The 17628-nt window shown below is 70.9% G+C and carries 19 protein-coding genes and 3 pseudogenes; 14 read left to right on the top strand and 8 right to left on the bottom strand.

Annotation, left to right across the window (positions count from 1 at the left end):
- The first annotated feature begins 171 nt into the window (after nt 1–171).
- Nucleotides 172–1392 carry a radical SAM family heme chaperone HemW gene (gene hemW, locus BLS95_RS00545; protein ID WP_090927938.1) on the top strand — a complete coding sequence of 407 codons (1221 nt, stop codon included), beginning with the start codon at nt 172–174 and terminating at the stop codon, nt 1390–1392.
- Here hemW and BLS95_RS00550 read toward each other — a convergent pair.
- From BLS95_RS00550 to BLS95_RS00560, 3 genes are read right to left on the bottom strand one after another with little or no spacing between them, the layout of a single operon-like run.
- Nucleotides 1389–2216 (bottom strand): DUF4870 domain-containing protein, encoded by an 828-nt coding sequence (locus BLS95_RS00550; protein WP_090927940.1) that lies wholly within the window; start codon nt 2214–2216, stop codon nt 1389–1391. The two genes, hemW and BLS95_RS00550, sit on opposite strands and share 4 nt — an antisense overlap.
- Nucleotides 2213–3022 (bottom strand): DUF3097 domain-containing protein, encoded by an 810-nt coding sequence (locus tag BLS95_RS00555; protein WP_090927942.1) that lies wholly within the window; start codon nt 3020–3022, stop codon nt 2213–2215. Before BLS95_RS00555 ends, BLS95_RS00550 begins: the two co-directional genes overlap by 4 nt.
- Before the next feature lie 17 nt (nt 3023–3039).
- The gene (locus tag BLS95_RS00560; protein WP_245764742.1) at nt 3040–3537 is read right to left on the bottom strand and encodes a hypothetical protein; all 498 of its coding nucleotides are present in this window, start codon (nt 3535–3537) and stop codon (nt 3040–3042) included.
- Between the two features lie 500 nt (nt 3538–4037).
- Between BLS95_RS00560 and hrcA the strand changes: the two genes are divergently transcribed.
- Genes hrcA through BLS95_RS00575 form a run of 3 tightly spaced genes read left to right on the top strand, consistent with a single transcriptional unit; the run spans nt 4038 to nt 6929 of the window.
- Complete coding sequence (gene hrcA, locus BLS95_RS00565) at nt 4038–5051, top strand: heat-inducible transcriptional repressor HrcA (RefSeq protein ID WP_090927944.1); 1014 nt, start codon at nt 4038–4040, stop codon at nt 5049–5051.
- An 11-nt stretch (nt 5052–5062) separates the two neighbouring features.
- On the top strand, nt 5063–6202 hold the full coding sequence (gene dnaJ / locus BLS95_RS00570; RefSeq protein WP_090927946.1) for a molecular chaperone DnaJ: 1140 nt from the start codon (nt 5063–5065) through the stop codon (nt 6200–6202).
- 1 nt (nt 6203) lies between these two features.
- Nucleotides 6204–6929 (top strand): 16S rRNA (uracil(1498)-N(3))-methyltransferase, encoded by a 726-nt coding sequence (locus tag BLS95_RS00575; protein ID WP_090927948.1) that lies wholly within the window; start codon nt 6204–6206, stop codon nt 6927–6929.
- Between the two features lie 50 nt (nt 6930–6979).
- Here BLS95_RS00575 and BLS95_RS00580 read toward each other — a convergent pair whose 3' ends face one another.
- Both BLS95_RS00580 and BLS95_RS00585 read right to left on the bottom strand, forming a co-directional pair.
- Complete coding sequence (locus BLS95_RS00580) at nt 6980–7672, bottom strand: hypothetical protein (RefSeq protein WP_090927950.1); 693 nt, start codon at nt 7670–7672, stop codon at nt 6980–6982.
- Entirely contained in the window at nt 7669–8181 is a 513-nt protein-coding gene (locus BLS95_RS00585) for a SigE family RNA polymerase sigma factor (protein ID WP_049573205.1), read from the bottom strand. The genes BLS95_RS00580 and BLS95_RS00585 overlap by 4 nt, the downstream gene beginning before the upstream one ends.
- A gap of 281 nt (nt 8182–8462) precedes the next feature.
- Between BLS95_RS00585 and BLS95_RS00590 the strand changes: the two genes are divergently transcribed.
- The 10 genes and pseudogenes from BLS95_RS00590 to era all read left to right on the top strand — a co-directional run bounded on the left by BLS95_RS00590 (nt 8463) and on the right by era (nt 15564).
- Entirely contained in the window at nt 8463–8807 is a 345-nt protein-coding gene (locus tag BLS95_RS00590) for a histidine triad nucleotide-binding protein (RefSeq protein ID WP_090927952.1), read from the top strand.
- A 187-nt stretch (nt 8808–8994) separates the two neighbouring features.
- Nucleotides 8995–9624 (top strand): annotated as a pseudogene (locus tag BLS95_RS57470) (PhoH family protein); the annotation flags it as partial.
- Between the two features lie 561 nt (nt 9625–10185).
- Nucleotides 10186–10434: pseudogene (locus BLS95_RS57475) on the top strand (LAGLIDADG family homing endonuclease); the annotation flags it as partial.
- A 261-nt stretch (nt 10435–10695) separates the two neighbouring features.
- Nucleotides 10696–11040, top strand: a pseudogene (locus BLS95_RS57480) (PhoH family protein); the annotation flags it as partial.
- The gene (ybeY, locus tag BLS95_RS00600) at nt 11030–11506 is read left to right on the top strand and encodes an rRNA maturation RNase YbeY (RefSeq protein ID WP_090927954.1); all 477 of its coding nucleotides are present in this window, start codon (nt 11030–11032) and stop codon (nt 11504–11506) included. The pseudogene BLS95_RS57480 and the gene ybeY, both read left to right, overlap by 11 nt.
- A complete protein-coding gene (locus BLS95_RS00605) occupies nt 11503–12798 on the top strand; it encodes a hemolysin family protein (protein ID WP_090927956.1) in 1296 nt (431 codons plus the stop codon). Before ybeY ends, BLS95_RS00605 begins: the two co-directional genes overlap by 4 nt.
- Nucleotides 12799–13204: 406 nt before the next feature.
- A complete protein-coding gene (locus tag BLS95_RS00610) occupies nt 13205–13831 on the top strand; it encodes a hypothetical protein (RefSeq protein WP_090927958.1) in 627 nt (208 codons plus the stop codon).
- Between the two features lie 10 nt (nt 13832–13841).
- Nucleotides 13842–14159, top strand: coding sequence for a cytidine/deoxycytidylate deaminase family protein (locus tag BLS95_RS00615; RefSeq protein WP_090929037.1), 318 nt, complete (start codon nt 13842–13844; stop codon nt 14157–14159).
- Between the two features lies 1 nt (nt 14160).
- Nucleotides 14161–14637, top strand: coding sequence for an NUDIX domain-containing protein (locus BLS95_RS00620; RefSeq protein WP_090927961.1), 477 nt, complete (start codon nt 14161–14163; stop codon nt 14635–14637).
- 18 nt (nt 14638–14655) lie between these two features.
- On the top strand, nt 14656–15564 hold the full coding sequence (gene era, locus BLS95_RS00625) for a GTPase Era (RefSeq protein WP_245764743.1): 909 nt from the start codon (nt 14656–14658) through the stop codon (nt 15562–15564).
- A 27-nt stretch (nt 15565–15591) separates the two neighbouring features.
- On the opposite strand, the gene BLS95_RS55315 is transcribed toward era, so the two are convergent.
- The 3 genes from BLS95_RS55315 to ureG form a co-directional block, all read right to left on the bottom strand.
- Nucleotides 15592–16059 (bottom strand): hypothetical protein, encoded by a 468-nt coding sequence (locus BLS95_RS55315; protein ID WP_176992956.1) that lies wholly within the window; start codon nt 16057–16059, stop codon nt 15592–15594.
- 4 nt (nt 16060–16063) lie between these two features.
- The gene (locus BLS95_RS00635; RefSeq protein ID WP_090927967.1) at nt 16064–16819 is read right to left on the bottom strand and encodes an urease accessory protein UreD; all 756 of its coding nucleotides are present in this window, start codon (nt 16817–16819) and stop codon (nt 16064–16066) included.
- A 131-nt stretch (nt 16820–16950) separates the two neighbouring features.
- Nucleotides 16951–17628: an urease accessory protein UreG gene (gene ureG, locus BLS95_RS00640; protein ID WP_090927970.1), complete on the bottom strand. Its 678-nt coding sequence runs from the start codon at nt 17626–17628 to the stop codon at nt 16951–16953.

Below are 17628 nucleotides of genomic sequence, written 5' to 3' on the forward strand. Positions count from 1 at the left end.
GCCTCCCCGTCAACGATCCGCGTGACCTCCCCCGGACTCGACACCACCACCCAGGCGTACGCGCGGGCGGCGAACAGCAACACCGGCGGATCACAGAAGGCTTGCGGTGGGGAATCCACGTGGTTCGCAGCCGGATCGGAGCACTCTCGCGGGCCGGGCAGACTGGGAGGCGTGCCATCCACCCTGCCCGACGGCGATCCCGCGCCCACCTCCGGCGAGCTGCCCGACAGCGCGCTGAGCGGCCTCAGCGAGCGCCCGTTCGGCTTCTACGTGCACGTGCCGTTCTGCGTCACCCGCTGCGGCTACTGCGACTTCAACACCTACACCGCCGCCGAGCTGGGCCCAGGCGCCTCTCAGCGGGACTACGCGGACACGGTCGTGGCGGAGGTGCGGCTCGCCCGCGCCGTCCTCGGCACGGCCGACCTGCCAGTGGAGACGGTGTTCTTCGGCGGTGGCACGCCCACCCTGCTGCCGCCCGAGGACCTGGCCAGGATTCTGGCCGCGATCGACTCGGAGTTCGGGCTGAGGCCGGACGCCGAGGTCACGACGGAGGCCAATCCCGAGTCCGTGGACCCCGGCTACCTGGAGAAGCTCCGCCAGGGCGGTTTCAACCGGGTCAGCTTCGGCATGCAGAGCGCCAGCGAGCACGTGCTGCGCGTGCTCGACCGCCGGCACACGCCGGGCCGGGCGGCGGCGGCCGTACGCGAGGCGAGGGCGGCCGGGTTCGAGCACGTCAACCTGGACCTGATCTACAGCACGCCCGGCGAGTCAAACGACGACTGGCGGGCCTCGCTGGCCGCGGCGATCGAGGCCGGGCCCGACCACGTGTCGGCATACTCGCTGATCGTCGAGGACGGCACCCGGCTGGCCGCCCGGATCCGGCGCGGCGAGCTGCCGATGCCCGACGACGACGTGGCCGCCGACCGTTACGAGATCGCCGACGAGATGCTGGCCGCGGCCGGCTTCCGCTGGTACGAGGTGTCCAACTGGGCCCGCTCCGACGCCGCCCGCTGCCGGCACAACCTGCTCTACTGGACCGGCGGCGACTGGTGGGCGGCCGGCCCCGGCGCGCACAGCCACGTCGGCGGCACCCGGTGGTGGAACGTCAAGCATCCCGCCGCCTACGCCCAGCGGCTGGCCGCCGGCGCCTCGCCCGCCCACGCCCGCGAGGTGCTCTCCGACGACGACCGGGCTGCCGAGCGGCTGATGCTGGAGTTGCGGCTGTCGTCCGGTTACCCGCTCGCCGACGTGGCGCCCGCCGCGCGTACGACCGTGGCGAGCGCCCTGGCGCGCGGGCTGCTGGAGCCGGCGGCGTTCAGGTCGGGGCTGATGGTGCTCACGCTCCAGGGGCGGCTGCTGGCCGACGCGCTCATCAGGGACCTGGTGGTCTAGGTGATCATGCGGATGGCGAACGGGTAGCGGTAGTTCCGGCCCTTGTTGGTGGCCATCGCGGCCTGGATGTGGAAGATCAGGGACAGGATCCAGATGACCGGGAACAGCAGGAACCCGATGAAGAGCAGCGTCAGGAAGCCCGCGATGACGTAGCCGATGAACATCGTCAGCTGGAAGTTGAGCGCCTCTGCCGCCTGGTCCCTGACGTAGGGGGACTCGTCCTTCTTCATCAGGTAGATGATCAGCGGGCCGATCCAGGAGACCAGCAGGCCCAGGAGGTGGGACAGCATGGCCATCGTGGTGTCGTCGGTGCCGGGGCGGGGGCCGTAGCGGCCGGGGACGTGCGGCTCGCGGGGGCCGGGCGGGTAGCCGTAGCCGGGTTGTCCGGACCCGTACCCGGGCGACGGCCCGTAGCCGGGTTGTCCGTATCCGGGCTGGGGAGCGGACTGGCCGTAGCCCGGCTGGCCGTAGCCTTGCTGGCCGTAGTTCTGCTGACTGTAACCCTGCTGGCCGTAACCCTGCTGGCCGTAACCCTGCTGGCCGTAGCCCGGCTGACCGTAGCCCGGCTGGCCGTAGCCCGGCTGCCCGTAGGGCTGCTGGCCGTGGCTCGGCGGCTGCTGCCCATAGCCGTACTGCTGGCCGTAGTCGGGCGCGGAACCGGGCTGATGACCGTAGCCGGGCTGGGAGCCCGATTGCCGGCCGTAGCCGTAACCGGGCTGGGGGCCGGAGCCGGGGCTCGGCGGGGGGAGGTCCGCGGGGGTCACGCGGCGGGTACGGTCGTCGTCCCCGGTGCCGTCGGGCGCCTGGGGCGGGTCCTGGCTCATGGTGTCTCCGTAACGAAGTCGATCAGTTCCTCGACCCGGCCGAGCAACTCCGGCTCCAGGTCCGTATAAGTCGAGACGGCGCCGAGGATGCGCCGCCACGCGTCCGCGGGCTCCGTCCGCCAGCCCAGGGCGGCGATCACGCCCTCCTTCCAGGGCACCCCGCGCGGCACGTCGGGCCAGCCGGGGATGCGCAGCACCGACGGTTTGACCGCCTGCCAGATGTCGATGTACGGATGCCCCACCACGAGCACGTCCGGTGAGGTGATCTCCGCGGCGATCCTGCTCTCCTTGGATCCGGGCACGAGATGGTCGACCAGCACCCCGAGCCGGCGCCCCGGCTCGGGGGCGAACTCCGCCACGATGGCCGGCAGATGGTCCACGCCCTCGAGATATTCGACCACGACGCCCTCGACCCGCAGATCGTGGCCCCAGATCTTCTCCACCAGGGCGGCGTCGTGCACGCCCTCGACATAGATCCGGCTCTCCCTGGCCACCCGCGCCCGCAGGCCGTCCACGGCGATCGAACCCGACGCGCTGCGCCGGGGTCCCGCGGGGGCCGTCGCCGCCGGGCGTACCAGGGTCACGGGTTTGCCCTCCAGCAGGAACGCGGCGGGCGCGAGCGGGAACAACCGTCGCCTGCCGAACCGGTCCTCCAGCGTGACGGCCTCCTTGTCACAGGCCACCACCGCGCCGCAGAAGCCGCTGTCGGCATCCTCCACGACCAGGTCCTGCTCGGCGGGCACTTTCGGGATCTTCCCCTTGCCCGGCCGACGCCAATTCCCCGCCAGTACATCGCCCTCGTACACACGGGGACCGTAGCAAATCACCCGCCCACCGCAAGGCGCTTGCGGAAGCCACTCCTCCGTACCAGGACCGCGACCGTGCCGCCGATCCCGACGAGCAGTCCGATGCCGAGGATCAGCACCAGCGCCGCCAGCCCGCCGAAGACGCCGCCCACGGCGGTCCTCACCTCGCGGCCGACGCCGTAACGCACGGTGGCCTGTTCCCGGTTGGCGCACGTGAGCTGGTAGTCGCCCTTGGCGGGCGCGTTGATCACGAGGATCTGCTCCCACACGTTGCCGCCGTCCGTGACCGTCCGGGTGCCCGTGGTCTTGGCGAGCCGGGCCTGGCCGGGGCCGCCGGAGATCGAGCACTCGTAGGTGACGGGCGTGTCGCTGGCGAGATAGATCGCGGGCTTGTCCGCCGGGTCGACGGGCACCGTGACGGTTTCCCCGGAGGCGAACGACCGCGTCGGCGCCACCCCTGACACGCTGCTCACCACGCCGGGGGCGAACATGGCCACGCCCACGATCGCGCACACGGCGGCCACACTCCAGGCGAGCGCGATCCACCAAAGGCGCGGCCGGACGGATTTGGGATCGATTCTTGGAGGGAATTGAGGTAATTGGCCGTATTGTCCGTACTGAGGTTGTGGACCGTACTGGGCCGGCGGGCCGTAGCCCGGCTGAGACCCCGGCTGGGGACCATGGCCGGGCTGGGATTCTGGTTGGACCCAGTGACCCGGCCGGGGTCCCGGTTGGGGTCCGTAGCCGGGTTCGGGCCGGTGCTGGGGCGGTTGATCCTGAGGAGGTTGCTGTTGACCGTGGTCGGGACCCTGCCCGGGCGGCGGGCCGTACGACGGGGTCGGTGAATCGTCGGTCATGTGCGCAAGTGTGGGGCCTGTCGGTTCCCGGAAGCCAGAAGCAGGATGCGACCTTGCGTTATCGCACCTTGTGGGTGAGAGCCGTACACTTGGCACTCGGGAACACCGAGTGCTAGTCGGCTCGTTTTCCCATAATGACAGAGGCAGGAGGTGAGCACGTGCTCGACGATCGGAAGCTGGCGGTGCTCCGCGCCATTGTCGAAGACTACGTGTCCACCAACGAACCGGTGGGCTCCAAGGCGCTCGCCGAGCGCCACAATCTGAAAGTCTCCCCCGCCACGGTCAGAAACGACATGGCCGCGCTGGAGGAGGAGGGCTACATCACGCAGCCGCACACCAGTGCGGGCCGGGTGCCGACCGACAAGGGCTACCGCCTGTTCGTCGACCGGCTCTCGCAGGTCAAGCCGCTGTCGGCGGCCGAGCGCAGGGCGATCGAGACGTTCCTCGCCGGAGCGGTCGACCTCGACGACGTGGTGACCCGCACGGTCCGGCTCCTCGCGCAGCTCACCAGGCAGGTCGCGGTCGTGCAATACCCGACGCTGACGCGTTCGACGGTCAGGCACGTCGAGCTCGTGCCGCTCAACGACCGGCGGGTCATGCTCGTGCTGATCACCAACACCGGCCGGGTCGAGCAGCGGGTGATCGAGCTGCCCGAGGTGGTGGAGGACACGCGCATCGCCCACCTGCGCGCCGTGCTCAACGCCTGCCTCGACGGCTGCGGTCTCAGCAACGTTCCCGAACTGGTCGCCGATCTGCCGGAGCGGCTGCCGCCAGAAGACCGGCCCGTCGTGGCCACGATCCTGTCGGTGCTGCTGGAGACGCTGGTGGAGCGGCACGACGAGAAGATCGTGTTCGCCGGCGCGGCCAACCTGGCGGGCGCGGACTTCTCCACCGGCCTGCGCGATGTGCTCGAGGCGCTGGAGGAGCAGGTCGTGCTCATGCGACTGCTCGGCGAGACATCCGCAGACACCCCGTCAGCGCTCACCGTACGCATAGGCTCGGAAAACCCCTATCTGCGTGGCACGTCCATCGTCGCGACGGGATACGGTTCTGGCGACAACCAACTGGCCCGGCTGGGCGTGCTGGGGCCCACCAGGATGGACTATCCCGTGACGATGGGCGCCGTGCGCGCGGTGGCACGATACGTCAGCCAGATCCTGGCTGCTTCTTAAGAGGTCGATAAGTGGCAAACAGTGACTACTACGCCACCCTCGGGGTGCGCCGTGACGCCAGTCAGGACGAGATCAAGAAGGCCTATCGCCGACTCGCCCGCGAGCTGCACCCCGACGTGAACCCCGATCCCGAGACCCAGGAGCGGTTCAAGGAGATCACGCAGGCCTACGAGGTGCTGTCCGACCCGAACAAGCGCCAGATGTACGACCTGGGCGGCGACCCCTTCGGCGGCGCGGGAGCGGCCGCCGGCGCCGGCGGCTTCGGCGCGGGCTTCCCCTTCAGCGACATCATGGACGCCTTCTTCGGCACCGCGGGCGCCAGCCGGGGGCCGCGCTCGCGGGCCAGGAGGGGCCGCAACGCCACCATCAGGGTCGAGCTCGACCTGCGCGAGACGGCGTTCGGCACGACCCGCGAGCTGGTCGTCGACACGGCCGTGCTGTGCGAGGTCTGCCACGGCGCGGGCACCGCGCCCGGCACCCACCCCGACACGTGCGACATGTGCAACGGGCGCGGCGAGATCTCCCAGGTCACCCGCTCGTTCCTGGGCCAGGTCATGACCTCGCGGCCGTGCCCGCAGTGCGGCGGCTTCGGCAGCGTCATCCGCCACCCCTGCCAGGAGTGCTCGGGCGACGGCCGGGTGCGCACCCGCCGTACGATCAAGGTCCGCATCCCCGCGGGCGTCGAGGACGGCACCCACATCCAGCTGGCCGGCGAGGGCGAGGTCGGCCCCGGCGGCGGCCCGCCCGGAGACCTGTTCCTGGAGATCGTCGAGCGGGCCCACGAGATCTTCGAACGGCGCGGCGACGACCTCCACTGCACCGTCCAGATCCCGATGACGGCCGCCGCGCTCGGCACCGTGCTGGCCGTGGAGACCCTCGACGGCACCGAGGAGGTGGACGTCCGCCCGGGCACCCAGTCGGGCCAGGTCATCACCATGTACGGGCGGGGCGTCCAGCGGCTCAACGAGTCCGGCCGGGGAGACCTGCTGATCCACGTCAACGTCGAGACCCCGACCCGCCTCGACACCGCGCAGGAGGAGCTGCTGCGCGAGCTGTCCAGGCAGCGGGGCGAGGAGCGGCCCCCGGGCAAGTTCGCCCCGGGGCAGCAGGGCTTCTTCTCCAGGCTGCGCGACGCCTTCAACGGCAGGTGACGTGACCGTACCGGTGTTCCTGACCCGGGAGCTGGGCGGCGCCGAGCTGACGCTCGACGGCCCGGAGGGGCGGCACGCGGCCTCCGTGCGCCGCCTGCGGGCCGGCGAACGGGTCGACCTGACCGACGGGGTGGGGAAGGTCGCCGAGTGCGTCGTCCGCGAGGTGCTGAAGGACGCGCTCCGGCTCGACGTGCTCGGCCGCTACGAGATCGAGCCGCCCGCGCCCCGGCTGGTCGTGGTCCAGGGGCTGCCCAAGGGCGACAGAGGCGAGCTGGCCGTCGAGATGATGACCGAGGCCGGCGTGGACGTGATCGTGCCGTGGGCGGCCGCGCGCAGCATCACGCAGTGGCGGGGCGACAAGGTCGCCAAGGCGCTGGGCCGGTGGCGATCCACCGCGCGCGAGGCGGGCAAGCAGGCCCGCAGGTTCCACCTGCCGGAGGTGACGGATCCCGCCTCCACCGCCGACGTCGAGAAACTGCTCGCCGGCGCGGCGCTGGGGCTGGTGCTGCACGAGGAGGCGGCCGAGCCGCTGTCCGGGCGGCCGCTGCCGGCGGGGGGCGACATCGTCGTGGTCGTGGGGCCCGAGGGCGGCGTCTCGGAGGAGGAGCTGGCCCGGTTCCGCGCTGCTGAGGCGGTGCCGGTGCTGCTGGGGAACACGGTGCTGCGGACGTCCACGGCGGGGGTGGCGGCGGCGGCCGTGCTGCTTGCCCGTACGGGGCGCTGGTGAGGGCCTGAGGCGGCGCACGCGCCGGAAGGCGTCCGTGAGGGAGGCCCCGGTCAGGAGGGCACGTTGGCGACGTCCATGAGAGGGCTGGCCATGGTGGAGGGCGAGGCGGTCGCTCCCGCGGGCGGGCACTCGTCGGGCGGGCACGGCGACGGCTGCGTGGTCGGCTCCAGGAGCGTGGGTGACGGCGAGGGCGTGAGCAGGGCCGTCGGACAGTCCGTGGGCGGCTGGGGCGGCTCGGACGGCACTGTCTCCTCGGGCACGGCCGTCGGGCACTCCGTGGGCGAGGGGGAGGCCGAGGGCAAGGACGTGGAGGTGGGCGACGGCGACGGCCTGCTGGTCGAGTCGGCCGTCCTCGCGGGCCGCGGCGACTGTGTCCGCGTCACGGGCGGGACGCCGACGTGGGACGGCTCGGGCTGCGGGCCCTTCGACGGCTGCTGCTGGGAGCGGGTCGTGGAGGAGTTGGACGGCACCTTGGAGGTCGTCTCGTTGTCGACCCAGGTGGCGGGCGTCTGGTCGATGATCTGCGAGCGCAGCTGGGGAACGGCCATCACGATCGTTCCCGCCACCAGTACGGCACTGGCGGCGGCCGCGCCCGCCCGCCACCAGAACAGGTTGCGGACGCCACGCCGCTCGATACGGGCGCGGATGATCTCCAGTCCGTCCGGCGAGGGCACGACCGCGTCCGCCTCCGCGCGGAGCGCACGGCGCAGCACGTCACCGTACTCGTCGGGGGGCCGGGTCATGACATTTTCTCCAGGACGGATCGCAAAGCGGCCATACCGCGGGCCGTGTGGCTCTTGACCGCGCCCTTGCTGATGCCCATGGCGTGGGCGATCTCAGCTTCGGACAGATCACCGTAGTAACGCAGAACCAGTGCTTCTCTCTGTCGGGTGGGCAGTGCGCGTAACGCCTCAATGACGGCGGAGCGTTCCAGCTCGCCGATCGCGCCATTCTCGGCGCTCGGGGCGTCCGGCAGCCCCTTGGGGGCGTACTTCTCGACGACCGCGCGGTGACGCAGCACCGAACGGGACCGGTTGACGACAGATTGCCGCAGGTAGGCAAGTGCTTTGTCGGGATCGCGCAATCGCCGCCAGGCGCCGTGGATGGCGACGAACGCATCCTGCACGACTTCCTCAGCGGTCGCCATATCGCGCACCAGCAACACAGCGAGACGCACCAATGACCGGAAGTGCGCGCTGTAGAGCGCGGTAACGGCCATGTCGGCATCCCACCCGACCGGCACCGCCCCCATTGACCTGTCGGCCAGAAGGGTTTCGGTGGTCACATCAGTGGGACGCGCGGCCTTCCCAGAGGGTTTACGCTCTTCCGGTTCTTGAGGTTTCCCCGGTTCCTTAGGGTGCATTACCCAGTCGTGTCCTCGCCAGGTGGCCCTCGCCCGACCCTGAATCGTCTGTTTTTTTGCTGAAGTGTCGCACACTCACCCTAACCGCGTGGATCTTCCCACGCACGACACAGAGGATTACCGATTCGCAACGGACTGCCGATGTCACCGTGATAGATAGGGTGCCAGTTGTGAGCGACTGTCTCTTCTGCAAAATCGTGGCCAAGGAAGTGCCGGCGGAGGTCGTCTACGAGACCGACAGGGCGCTGGCGTTCCGCGACATCAACCCGCAGGCTCCCACACACGTGTTGGTCATTCCCAAGGAGCACCACGCCGACGCGGCCGCCCTGGCCCGCGCCGACCAGGGGCTCGCCGACGAGGTGCTGCTGGCAGCGCACGCCGTGGCCGAGCAGGAAGGCGTGGCCGACGGCGGCTACCGGGTGGTCTTCAACACCGGCCTGGGAGCGGGCCAGACCGTGTTCCACGTGCACGCCCACGTGCTGGGCGGGCGCGCCCTCACCTGGCCGCCCGGCTAGCCCGGCCCGGCCGATATTGGCGCGAGCAATCAGCCTGGTCCCGGCTACGATGGGCTGAGAAGTACACCGAAAGAGACCCGGGAGGCATCAGGCCGCTGGCCTGCCCATGTCCGAACTACATGAATCCCGACGTTCAGCACCTCCCTCGCGCACTCAAGCCAAGGTGCTGATCCCGGACGAATACCCGATGGTCAGCCTCCTGGGCTCCCGTGACGAGCTGTTGCGCGTCATCGAGGGGGCCTTCAGGGCCGACATCCACGTACGGGGCAACGAGATCACCGTCACCGGCTCCCCCGATGAGAGCGGCACCGTGGTGCGCTTGTTCGAGGAGCTGGTCGAAGTGCTCCGCAGCGGTGGCGAGCTCACCCCCGACGCGGTCGAGCGCAGCATCGCCATGCTCCGCATGACCTCCGACCGTCCCGCCGAGGTGCTGTCACTCGACATCCTCTCCTCGCGCGGGCGGACCATCAGGCCCAAGACCGTCAACCAGAAGCGCTACGTCGACGCGATCGACAAGCACACGATCGTGTTCGGCATCGGCCCGGCGGGCACCGGCAAGACCTATCTCGCGATGGCCAAGGCCGTGCGGGCGTTGCAGGAGAAGCGGGTCAACCGGATCATCCTGACCCGCCCCGCCGTCGAGGCGGGAGAGCGGCTCGGCTTCCTGCCCGGCACGCTCTACGAGAAGATCGACCCCTACCTGCGCCCGCTCTACGACGCGCTGCACGACATGATCGACCCCGACTCCATCCCCAAGCTGATGGCCGCCGGCACCATCGAGGTCGCCCCCCTCGCGTATATGCGGGGCCGGGCGCTCCCCATGGGGACCGGCGTGCTCACTCCGGACGGGTTCCGCTCCATCGGGGAGCTGGAAGTCGGTGACCTCGTCATCGGGTCCAACGGTGAGCCGACTCCGGTGCTCGGGGTCTATCCGCAGGGAGAAAAGAAGATCTATCGGCTCTTCAGCCAGGACGGCGCCTCGGTGCTCGCCTCTGAAGACCATCTCTGGGCCGTACGCACTCGTGACGACGCCAATCGGGGCAAGCCGTGGCGGGTGCTGGAGACGAAGGAGATGATCGGCGACCTGCGGACGGCGCACTACCGGAAGTGGCAGTTGCCGCTGCTGAGCGCGCCGGTCTGCTTCCCCGAGCGCGAGGTTCCCATGGACCCGTACGCGCTCGGCCTGCTTCTGGGAGACGGATGCGTCACCGGGACGACCACCCCGAGTTTCGCGACCAACGACCCCGAACTCGCCGAAGCACTCGAGCACGCGCTCCCCGGCGTGCGGGCGAGGTGGAGAAGCGGCCCCAATTACGTGCTCAACCGGGTGAGGAAGCCCGGGGACACCGTGACGATCGCCAACCCGGTCACCGACGTCATGCGGCGGCTGGGCCTTTCCGGCCGGGGATCACACACGAAGTTCGTCCCCGAGGTCTATCTCCGCAACACATCGGAGATCAGGATCGCGGTGCTGCAGGGTCTGCTCGACGCGGACGGAGGTCCTGTCACCCAGCAGGGACGCACCTGCAGGATCCAGTTCACCACCGTGTCGCCGCGGCTTCGTGACGACGTCGTCTTCCTCGTCCAGTCCCTCGGAGGCGTGGCCTACGCTCACGAGCGTCCGGCCGCTGGACGCAGGCCGGGACTGGCGAAGGGCCGGCCGGTCCGCCATCGCCATGACGCCTACACCCTCGATATCCGGCTTCCGGAGGGCATCCAGCCTTTCCGGTTGTCGCGGAAGGCGGAGATCTACAAGACGTACGGAGGCGGTCGTCCCGTGCGCTTCGTGGACCGCATCGAGCCGCGTGGCACGGCGGAGTGTGTCTGCATCCAGGTGGCGGCGGAGGACTCGCTCTACGTCACCGAGGACTTCCTGCTGACACACAACACGCTCAATGATGCCTTCATCATCCTCGACGAGGCGCAAAACTCCTCGGCCGAGCAGATGAAGATGTTCCTGACCAGGCTGGGGTTCAACTCCAAGATCGTGGTGACCGGTGACGTGACGCAGGTCGACCTGCCCGCGGGCACGCTGAGCGGGCTGCGGGTCGTCCAGGAGATCCTCGACGGCATTCCCGACATCCACTTCGCGCGCCTGTCCAGTGCCGACGTGGTCCGGCACAAGCTGGTCAGCGACATCGTCGACGCCTACGGGCGTTACGACGCGCTGCAGGAGCCCAAGCGTCTCCAGCAGCAACGGGGGAAGCGGCGGGTGAGCGAACATGAGCATTGAGATCAACAACGAGTCGGGGGTCGGGGTCGACGAGGAGCGGCTCGGCGCGCTGGCGGCTCACGTGCTCCGCGAGATGGGGATCAACCCGCTGGCCGAGCTGTCGATCGTCGTGGTCGACGAGGACGCGATGGCCGAGCTGCACGAGAAGTGGATGGGCGAGCCGGGACCGACCGACGTGCTGGCGTTCCCGATGGACGAGTTGCGTCCGGGCGGGGGCGCCCGGGGCGACGCCGAGAGCCCGGCCGACCCGGCGCTGCTCGGTGACGTCGTGCTGTGCCCGCAGGTCGCCGCCAGGCAGGCGGAGGAGGCGGGGCACAGCGCCACGGACGAGCTGGAGCTGCTGTGCACGCACGGCATCCTTCACCTGCTCGGCTACGACCACGCCGAGCCGGAGGAGCACAAGGAGATGTTCGGACTCCAGTCCCGGCTCCTGGAGTCGTGGCAGGGGGTGCGCGACCCGCGGTGAACGCCTGGTTGTTGCTGGCCATCGCCCTTGTGATCATCGGTGGCCTGATCGCCGGGGCGGAGACGGCCCTGACGCGCATCTCCAGGGTGCGGGCCGAGGAGTTCGTGCGTGACGCCAGGCGGGGCGCGGGGCGGCTGCAGGCCATCGTGACCGACCCGCCCCGCTACCTCAACCTGCTGTTGCTGCTCAGGCTGAGCTGCGAGCTGGTGGCCACGGTGATCGCGACGCTGCTGTTCATCGACCTCCTGGACGACCAGGGCTGGGCCTATGTCTGGGCCGCCGTCGCGATGATCGTGACCAGCTACGTCGTGGTCGGGGTCATGCCGCGTACGCTGGGCCGCCAGCACGCGGAGCCGGTGGCGCTGGCCAGCGCCCCCATCGTCTACGGCCTGACCCGCATCTTCGGCCCCCTGCCCAAGCTGCTGATCCTGCTGGGCAACGCGCTGACCCCGGGCAAGGGGTTCCGCGACGGTCCGTTCACCTCGGAGGCCGAGCTGCGCGACCTGGTCGACCTGGCCGAGGAGCGCCGGGTGATCGAGCCCGACGAGCGCGAGATGATCCATTCGGTCTTCGAGCTGGGTGACACGCTGGTGCGCGAGGTCATGGTGCCGCGCACCGACATGGTCTACATCGAGCGCGGCAAGACCATCAGCCAGGCCCTGTCGCTGGCGCTGCGCAGCGGCTTCTCCCGCATTCCCGTGGTGGGGGAGAACGAGGACGACGTCATCGGCATCGCCTACCTCAAGGACATCGCCCGCAAGATCCACGAGTCGGGGGAGGGCGGCGGCAAGGACACGGTCGAGTCGATCATGCGCTCGGCCGCCTACGTGCCGGAGAGCAAGCCCATCGACCAGCTCATGCGCGAGATGCAGGCGCGGCAGATCCACATGGCCATCGTCATCGACGAATACGGCGGCACCGCCGGCCTGGTCACCATCGAGGACGTGCTGGAGGAGATCGTCGGCGAGATCACCGACGAATACGACCAGGAGGCGCCGCGGGTGGAGTCCATGCCGGACGGTGCCCTGCGGGTGACGGCCCGGATGCCGGTGGACGAGCTGGCCGAGCTCTTCCACACCGAGATCGACGTGGACGACGTCGAGACGGTGGGCGGGCTGCTCGCCCACGCGCTCGGGCGGGTGCCGATCGCCGGCTCGCACGCGGAGGTGGCCGGGCTCACGCTGACCGCCGAGAGCCTGGCTGGCCGCCGCAACCGCATCAGCACCGTGGTCGTCCGCCGTGACACGCCGCCGGAGGACGAGGTCGTGCCGGCCGCCGCCGAACGGGAGTGAACCGCATGCCGGAGTAGTCCGCCGGGCGGAGCGGGTCTGCCGGGCGGAGTGGTCCGCCGGGCGGAGTGGTCCGCAGGCCGGACTGACGTGCAGGAAACCGCCGGGCGGACAAATGTGGGTAGATCTCGCAAGCGTTCTACAAGTCATCTGCAACCCGGGTCCGGCACTCTCTAATCACGACATCCAGTGCGGTGGGTGTCACAAAGGAGCGACCGAAGGCCGGGTGGGGTTCGCGGCCGGACGGTCGCTCCTGGGGGGAACGGCAGCGCCCCTGCTGGGGCGTCGGTCGGCGTAAAGGGTGTTCTCGTCCGGTTAATCGGGTGAGAGCACCCTTTTTGCGTGTTGGTGGGAACCTCGGTGGATTGCCACATTCGTCGGCGGGGGAGGCTGCGATCCAGGGGGGATCATGAATCGCGAGACCATCGCCTGCGCGATGCTGGCCTGCGCGCTGGCGGGTTGCGGCGGCGCGGAGAGGCCGAGCGTCCTCGACGCGCGAGCCTCGGCGCAGCTACGCGCCGTGCTGAGCAAGGAGCCCCAGCTGCCCGACGGTTTCACGAACAGGCCGGACCAGGCGTGGCAGATGCCGTTCAGGCAGGCGGACCGGAACTGCCGGGCCGTGCTGGACCCCGCCGGCGGGCGGGCGCCCGGCCAGGAGCTCACCGCCCAGGCGGCGGTCACCTACCGCGGCGACGGGCTGGGGGAGCAGGCCGGGGTGGGCCTGGCCCGGTACGCGGGCGACGCGGCCGAGGACCGGCTCGACGACCTGGCCGAGGCGCTGGAGTCCTGCCGGGTGGTCCGCGGCTCCGACGGCACCGACCTGCGGCCGCAGGAGCTGGAGATCGAGGGCGACTGGGACGAGGCCGTGGCCGCGCGGCTGCAGGGGCGGCTGAACGGCTACCCCTACACCGTGGACGTCGTGCTGTCACGGGTGGACGACACGCTGGTGTCCGTGGTGCACACGGGCATGGACGCCGTGGACACCGCCCGCACCCGCGCAGTGGTCGAGGCGGTCATTTCCCTCGCCACCGCCTAACCTTGTGCCCGTGACTCTCGATCCTGAAGACACCAAGATCATCACTCTGGCCCGGGCGACCCGGGCCCGCAACGGCTCCGCGGAGGGGGCCGCCGTACGCGACGAGACCGGGCGCACCTACGCGGCCTCCAACGTGTCGCTGGAGGCGCTGACGCTGTCGGCGGTGCAGGTGGCGGTGGCCATGGCCGTCTCCAGCGGCGCGCGCTCCCTGGAGGGCGTGGCGCTGGTGACCGAGGGCGACCCGAGCGCCGCCGACACGGCCGTGGCCGCCGAGCTGGGCGTCAAGACGCTGCTCGTGGCCGGCCCTGACGGCACCCTGCGGGGCTGACATGCCGATGTCGCCATTCCTGGCGAGGCTGCGGGAGAAGGTCGGCTCCGAGCTGCTCATGCTGCCGTCGGTGTCGGGGTTCGTGTTCGACGGGGACGGCCGGGTGCTGATGGCCTCGCACGGCGACGTGCACCTCTGGGCGGCCCCCGGCGGCGGCGTTGACCCCGACGAACGCCCCGAGGACGCCGTCGTCAGGGAGCTGCGGGAGGAGCTCGGCATCACCATCGAGGTACGCGGCCTGATCGGCGTCTACGGCGGCCCCGACTTCCGCACGGTCTACCCGAACGGCCACCAGGTGGGCTACGTCATCGCGGCCTACGGCTGCGTGATCGTCTCGGGCGAGCCCGAGCCGGACGGCGTGGAGATCAACGACTACCGATGGGTGTCGGAGGAGGAGCTCGCCGGCCTCCGTACGACGGCGTGGACGCCCCGGGTGGCGCCCCAGGCGTTCGCGTGGTGGCGTGCCCATGCCGGTTGATAGGCCAGAATGCACTATGTGACTTCGCCAGACAACCATCGCGCCGGATTCGCCTGCTTCGTGGGGAGGCCGAACGTCGGCAAGTCCACACTGATGAACGCCTTGGTCGGCACGAAGGTGGCGATCACCTCCTCCAAGCCGCAGACGACCAGGCGCGCCATCAGGGGCATCGTGCACCGCCCCGACGCCCAGCTCATCATCGTCGACACGCCTGGGCTGCACCGCCCTCGCACGCTGCTCGGCGAGCGGCTCGACAGCCTGGTGCTGTCCACGCTGACCGAGGTGGACGCGATCGGCTTCTGCGTGCCCGCCAACGAGCCGATCGGCAAGGGCGACCGGTTCATCGCCGAGAAGCTGTCGGCGGTCAGGAAGACCCCCGTCATCGCGGTCGTGACCAAGTGCGACCTGGCGAGCAGGGAGCAGATCGCGGCGCAGCTGCTCGCGGTCTCGGAGGTGGCGGAGTTCGCGGCGGTGGTGCCGGTGTCCGCGCAGTCGGGGGAGCAGCTCGACGTGCTCGCCGACGTGCTGATCGAGCACCTGCCCGAGTCGCCGCCGCTCTACGAGGACGGGCAGCTCACCGACGAGCCCGAGCAGGTGCTGGTGGGCGAGCTGATCAGGGAGGCGGCTCTGGAGGGCGTACGCGACGAGCTGCCGCACTCGATCGCCGTGGTCGTGGACGAGATGCTGCCCCGGGAGGGGCGCGAGGACCTGCTGGACATCTACGCGCACATGTTCGTGGAGCGGCCCTCGCAGAAGGCGATCGTCATCGGGCACAAGGGGCAGCGGCTGCGCGAGGTGGGCACCAACGCCCGCAAGCAGATCGAGGCGCTGCTGGGCACCCGGGTCTACCTGGACCTGCGCATCAGCGTGGCCAAGGACTGGCAGCGCGACCCCAAGCAGCTGCGCCGCCTGGGCTTCTACGACTGACCGGCCCCGCCGCCCGCGGTGCCTCGCCTAGCGTCTGAAGAGCGTCAGGAGCGAGAGCACCACCACCGCCAGCGCGCTGGCCAGCGCGGCGAACCAGCCGAGCCTGATCACCGGCTCGATCGACAGCAGATCGCCGAGCTGGATGGAGACCCGGTCACGCAGGCCGCTCCCGCCGCTGACGAACATCACCAGCGCGGGCACCGCCAGCGCCCCGGGAACGGCGGCCAGGGCGGCGATCCGCGGACGGCCGAGCGCGCCGGCCAGGCCGCACGCCAGCGCCGCCAGCCCGGCCACCAGCGTGTAGACGCCGAGTGTGTCGTCGATGCCGCGCACGTCGTCGGCCACCCCGCCGCCGAGCAGCTCGCTCCTTGCCTCTATGCCGGCCCAGGGCAGGACCGCGCAGCACACCAGGAGCGCTCCGGCGACGGCCACGGCCAGCGCGTAGCCGCGACGGGCGCGCGGCCTGGCGGGCGCGGACTGGAGATAATCGGCCACACGATCACTGTAAGCCGGGCACCGGGCCGTCACCACCGAACGCAACGGAGTCGTCACCATTGATGGTGGTGCGCTCGCCCCATTCGAGGCGGGAGCGCAACCCGACCGCGTCGGCGGCCAGGGCGGAAACCAGCGTGCCGGGGCCGGCCAGCGGCAGCACGGCGACCCCGTCGGCCACTCGCGGCTCCTTGGCGACGGCCGTCAGGAACGTGGTGCCGACGCAGCGGGCCGACCCGTGGACGGCGGGGGAGGTGTCCAGCGCCGGGTCGCCGACGGTGAACTCCTGCCTGAGCAGCGGCAGGCCGTCTCGGATGGCGTCGAAGCGGGCGTGGCAGCGGCCGGTGGTCTCGCCGTGTCGGCCGAGGACGAGTTCCTCCCGCCAGAGCACGTTCGCGCCGGGCTCCAGCGTGAGGCGTACCAGGAGGCGGTGCTCGCACCCGGCGGCGAGCACCGTCGGCTCCGGGGTGAAGCGCAGTGTGGCGCCCGTGCCCACGCGGGCGGTGATCAGCATCTCCGACTCGCCCTCACCGGGCAGGACCAGCGTGCTCGCGACCGAGCCCAGCTCCAGCGTGGTGCGGGGGGCGACGGCCACGTCCAGCGCCAGCCGGTCGCCGCCGAGCGGGCCCGCCGCCGTGGAGACGAGATGCACGGTGTACGGGCCCGTCTGGCGGAGCGTCAGCGGGGGCGCCGAGGCCAGCCGCTGGACGACGGTACGGCCGCCGGGCCCCAGGACGGTCGCCACGGCGGCCCGGGCCCGCATCGCCCGCCGGCCGCGCGGCCGTGAGGCCGAGGCCGGGGAGGCCGGCGGTGGTGAGGCCGAGGCGGGAGACGCCGGCGGTGGTGAGGTCGGGGCAGGGGTGGCCAGCGGTGGTGGGGTCGGGGGCGGGGGCATCAGGCGGCGGGGGCCGGGTGGTGGGGCTGGGGCCAGGACCAGACCTCGTTGGCGACCCAGGTGGCGACCGTGGCGGCGGTGGGGTCCTGTCTGATCGAGGTGAACAGCACGGGCCGCTCGCCGCGCACGGCCGCCGCGTCCCGGGCCATCACGCCCAGGTCGGCCCCCACCATCGAGGCCAGGTCCGTCTTGTTGATGACCAGGAGGTCGGCCGTGGTGACGCCGGGGCCGCCCTTGCGCGGCACCTTGTCGCCGCCCGACACGTCCAGTACGAAGATCTGCCGGTCGGCCAGGCCCCGGCTGAACGTGGCCGTCAGGTTGTCGCCACCGCTCTCCACGATCACCAGGTCCAGCGGGCCGAAGCGGTGTTCCAGGGTCTCCACGGCGTCGAGGTTCGCGGCGATGTCGTCGCGGATGGCGGTGTGCGGGCAGCAGCCCGTCTCGACGGCGAGGATGCGCTCCTGGTCCAGTACGCCCGCCCGGCGCAGGAAGTCGGCGTCCTCCGTGGTGTAGATGTCGTTGGTCACCACGCCGAGCGACAGCGACCGGCCCAGCGTCCGGCACAGGGCCGCCACCAGGGCCGTCTTGCCGCTCCCGACCGGGCCGCCCACCCCGAGTCGCAGCGCCCGGTCGTGGCCGTCGGGGGCGTGGTGGTGGTCGTCGTGATTGGCGCCCAT

The organism is Nonomuraea jiangxiensis, assembly GCF_900099965.1.
GTDB classification, from domain to species: domain Bacteria; phylum Actinomycetota; class Actinomycetes; order Streptosporangiales; family Streptosporangiaceae; genus Nonomuraea; species Nonomuraea jiangxiensis.

Bases quoted from the DNA above. Each gene is read 5' to 3' on its own strand.
- BLS95_RS00550 (WP_090927940.1), bottom strand. From the start codon at position 2,216: ATGAGCCAGGACCCGCCCCAGGCGCCCGACGGCACCGGGGACGACGAC.
- BLS95_RS00620 (WP_090927961.1), top strand. From the start codon at position 14,161: ATGCCGATGTCGCCATTCCTGGCGAGGCTGCGGGAGAAGGTCGGCTCC.
- ureG (WP_090927970.1), bottom strand. From the start codon at position 17,628: ATGGGCGCCAATCACGACGACCACCACCACGCCCCCGACGGCCACGAC.
- BLS95_RS00635 (WP_090927967.1), bottom strand. From the start codon at position 16,819: ATGCGGGCCCGGGCCGCCGTGGCGACCGTCCTGGGGCCCGGCGGCCGT.
- BLS95_RS00585 (WP_049573205.1), bottom strand. From the start codon at position 8,181: ATGGGGGCGGTGCCGGTCGGGTGGGATGCCGACATGGCCGTTACCGCG.
- ybeY (WP_090927954.1), top strand. From the start codon at position 11,030: ATGAGCATTGAGATCAACAACGAGTCGGGGGTCGGGGTCGACGAGGAG.
- BLS95_RS00580 (WP_090927950.1), bottom strand. From the start codon at position 7,672: ATGACCCGGCCCCCCGACGAGTACGGTGACGTGCTGCGCCGTGCGCTC.
- BLS95_RS00610 (WP_090927958.1), top strand. From the start codon at position 13,205: ATGAATCGCGAGACCATCGCCTGCGCGATGCTGGCCTGCGCGCTGGCG.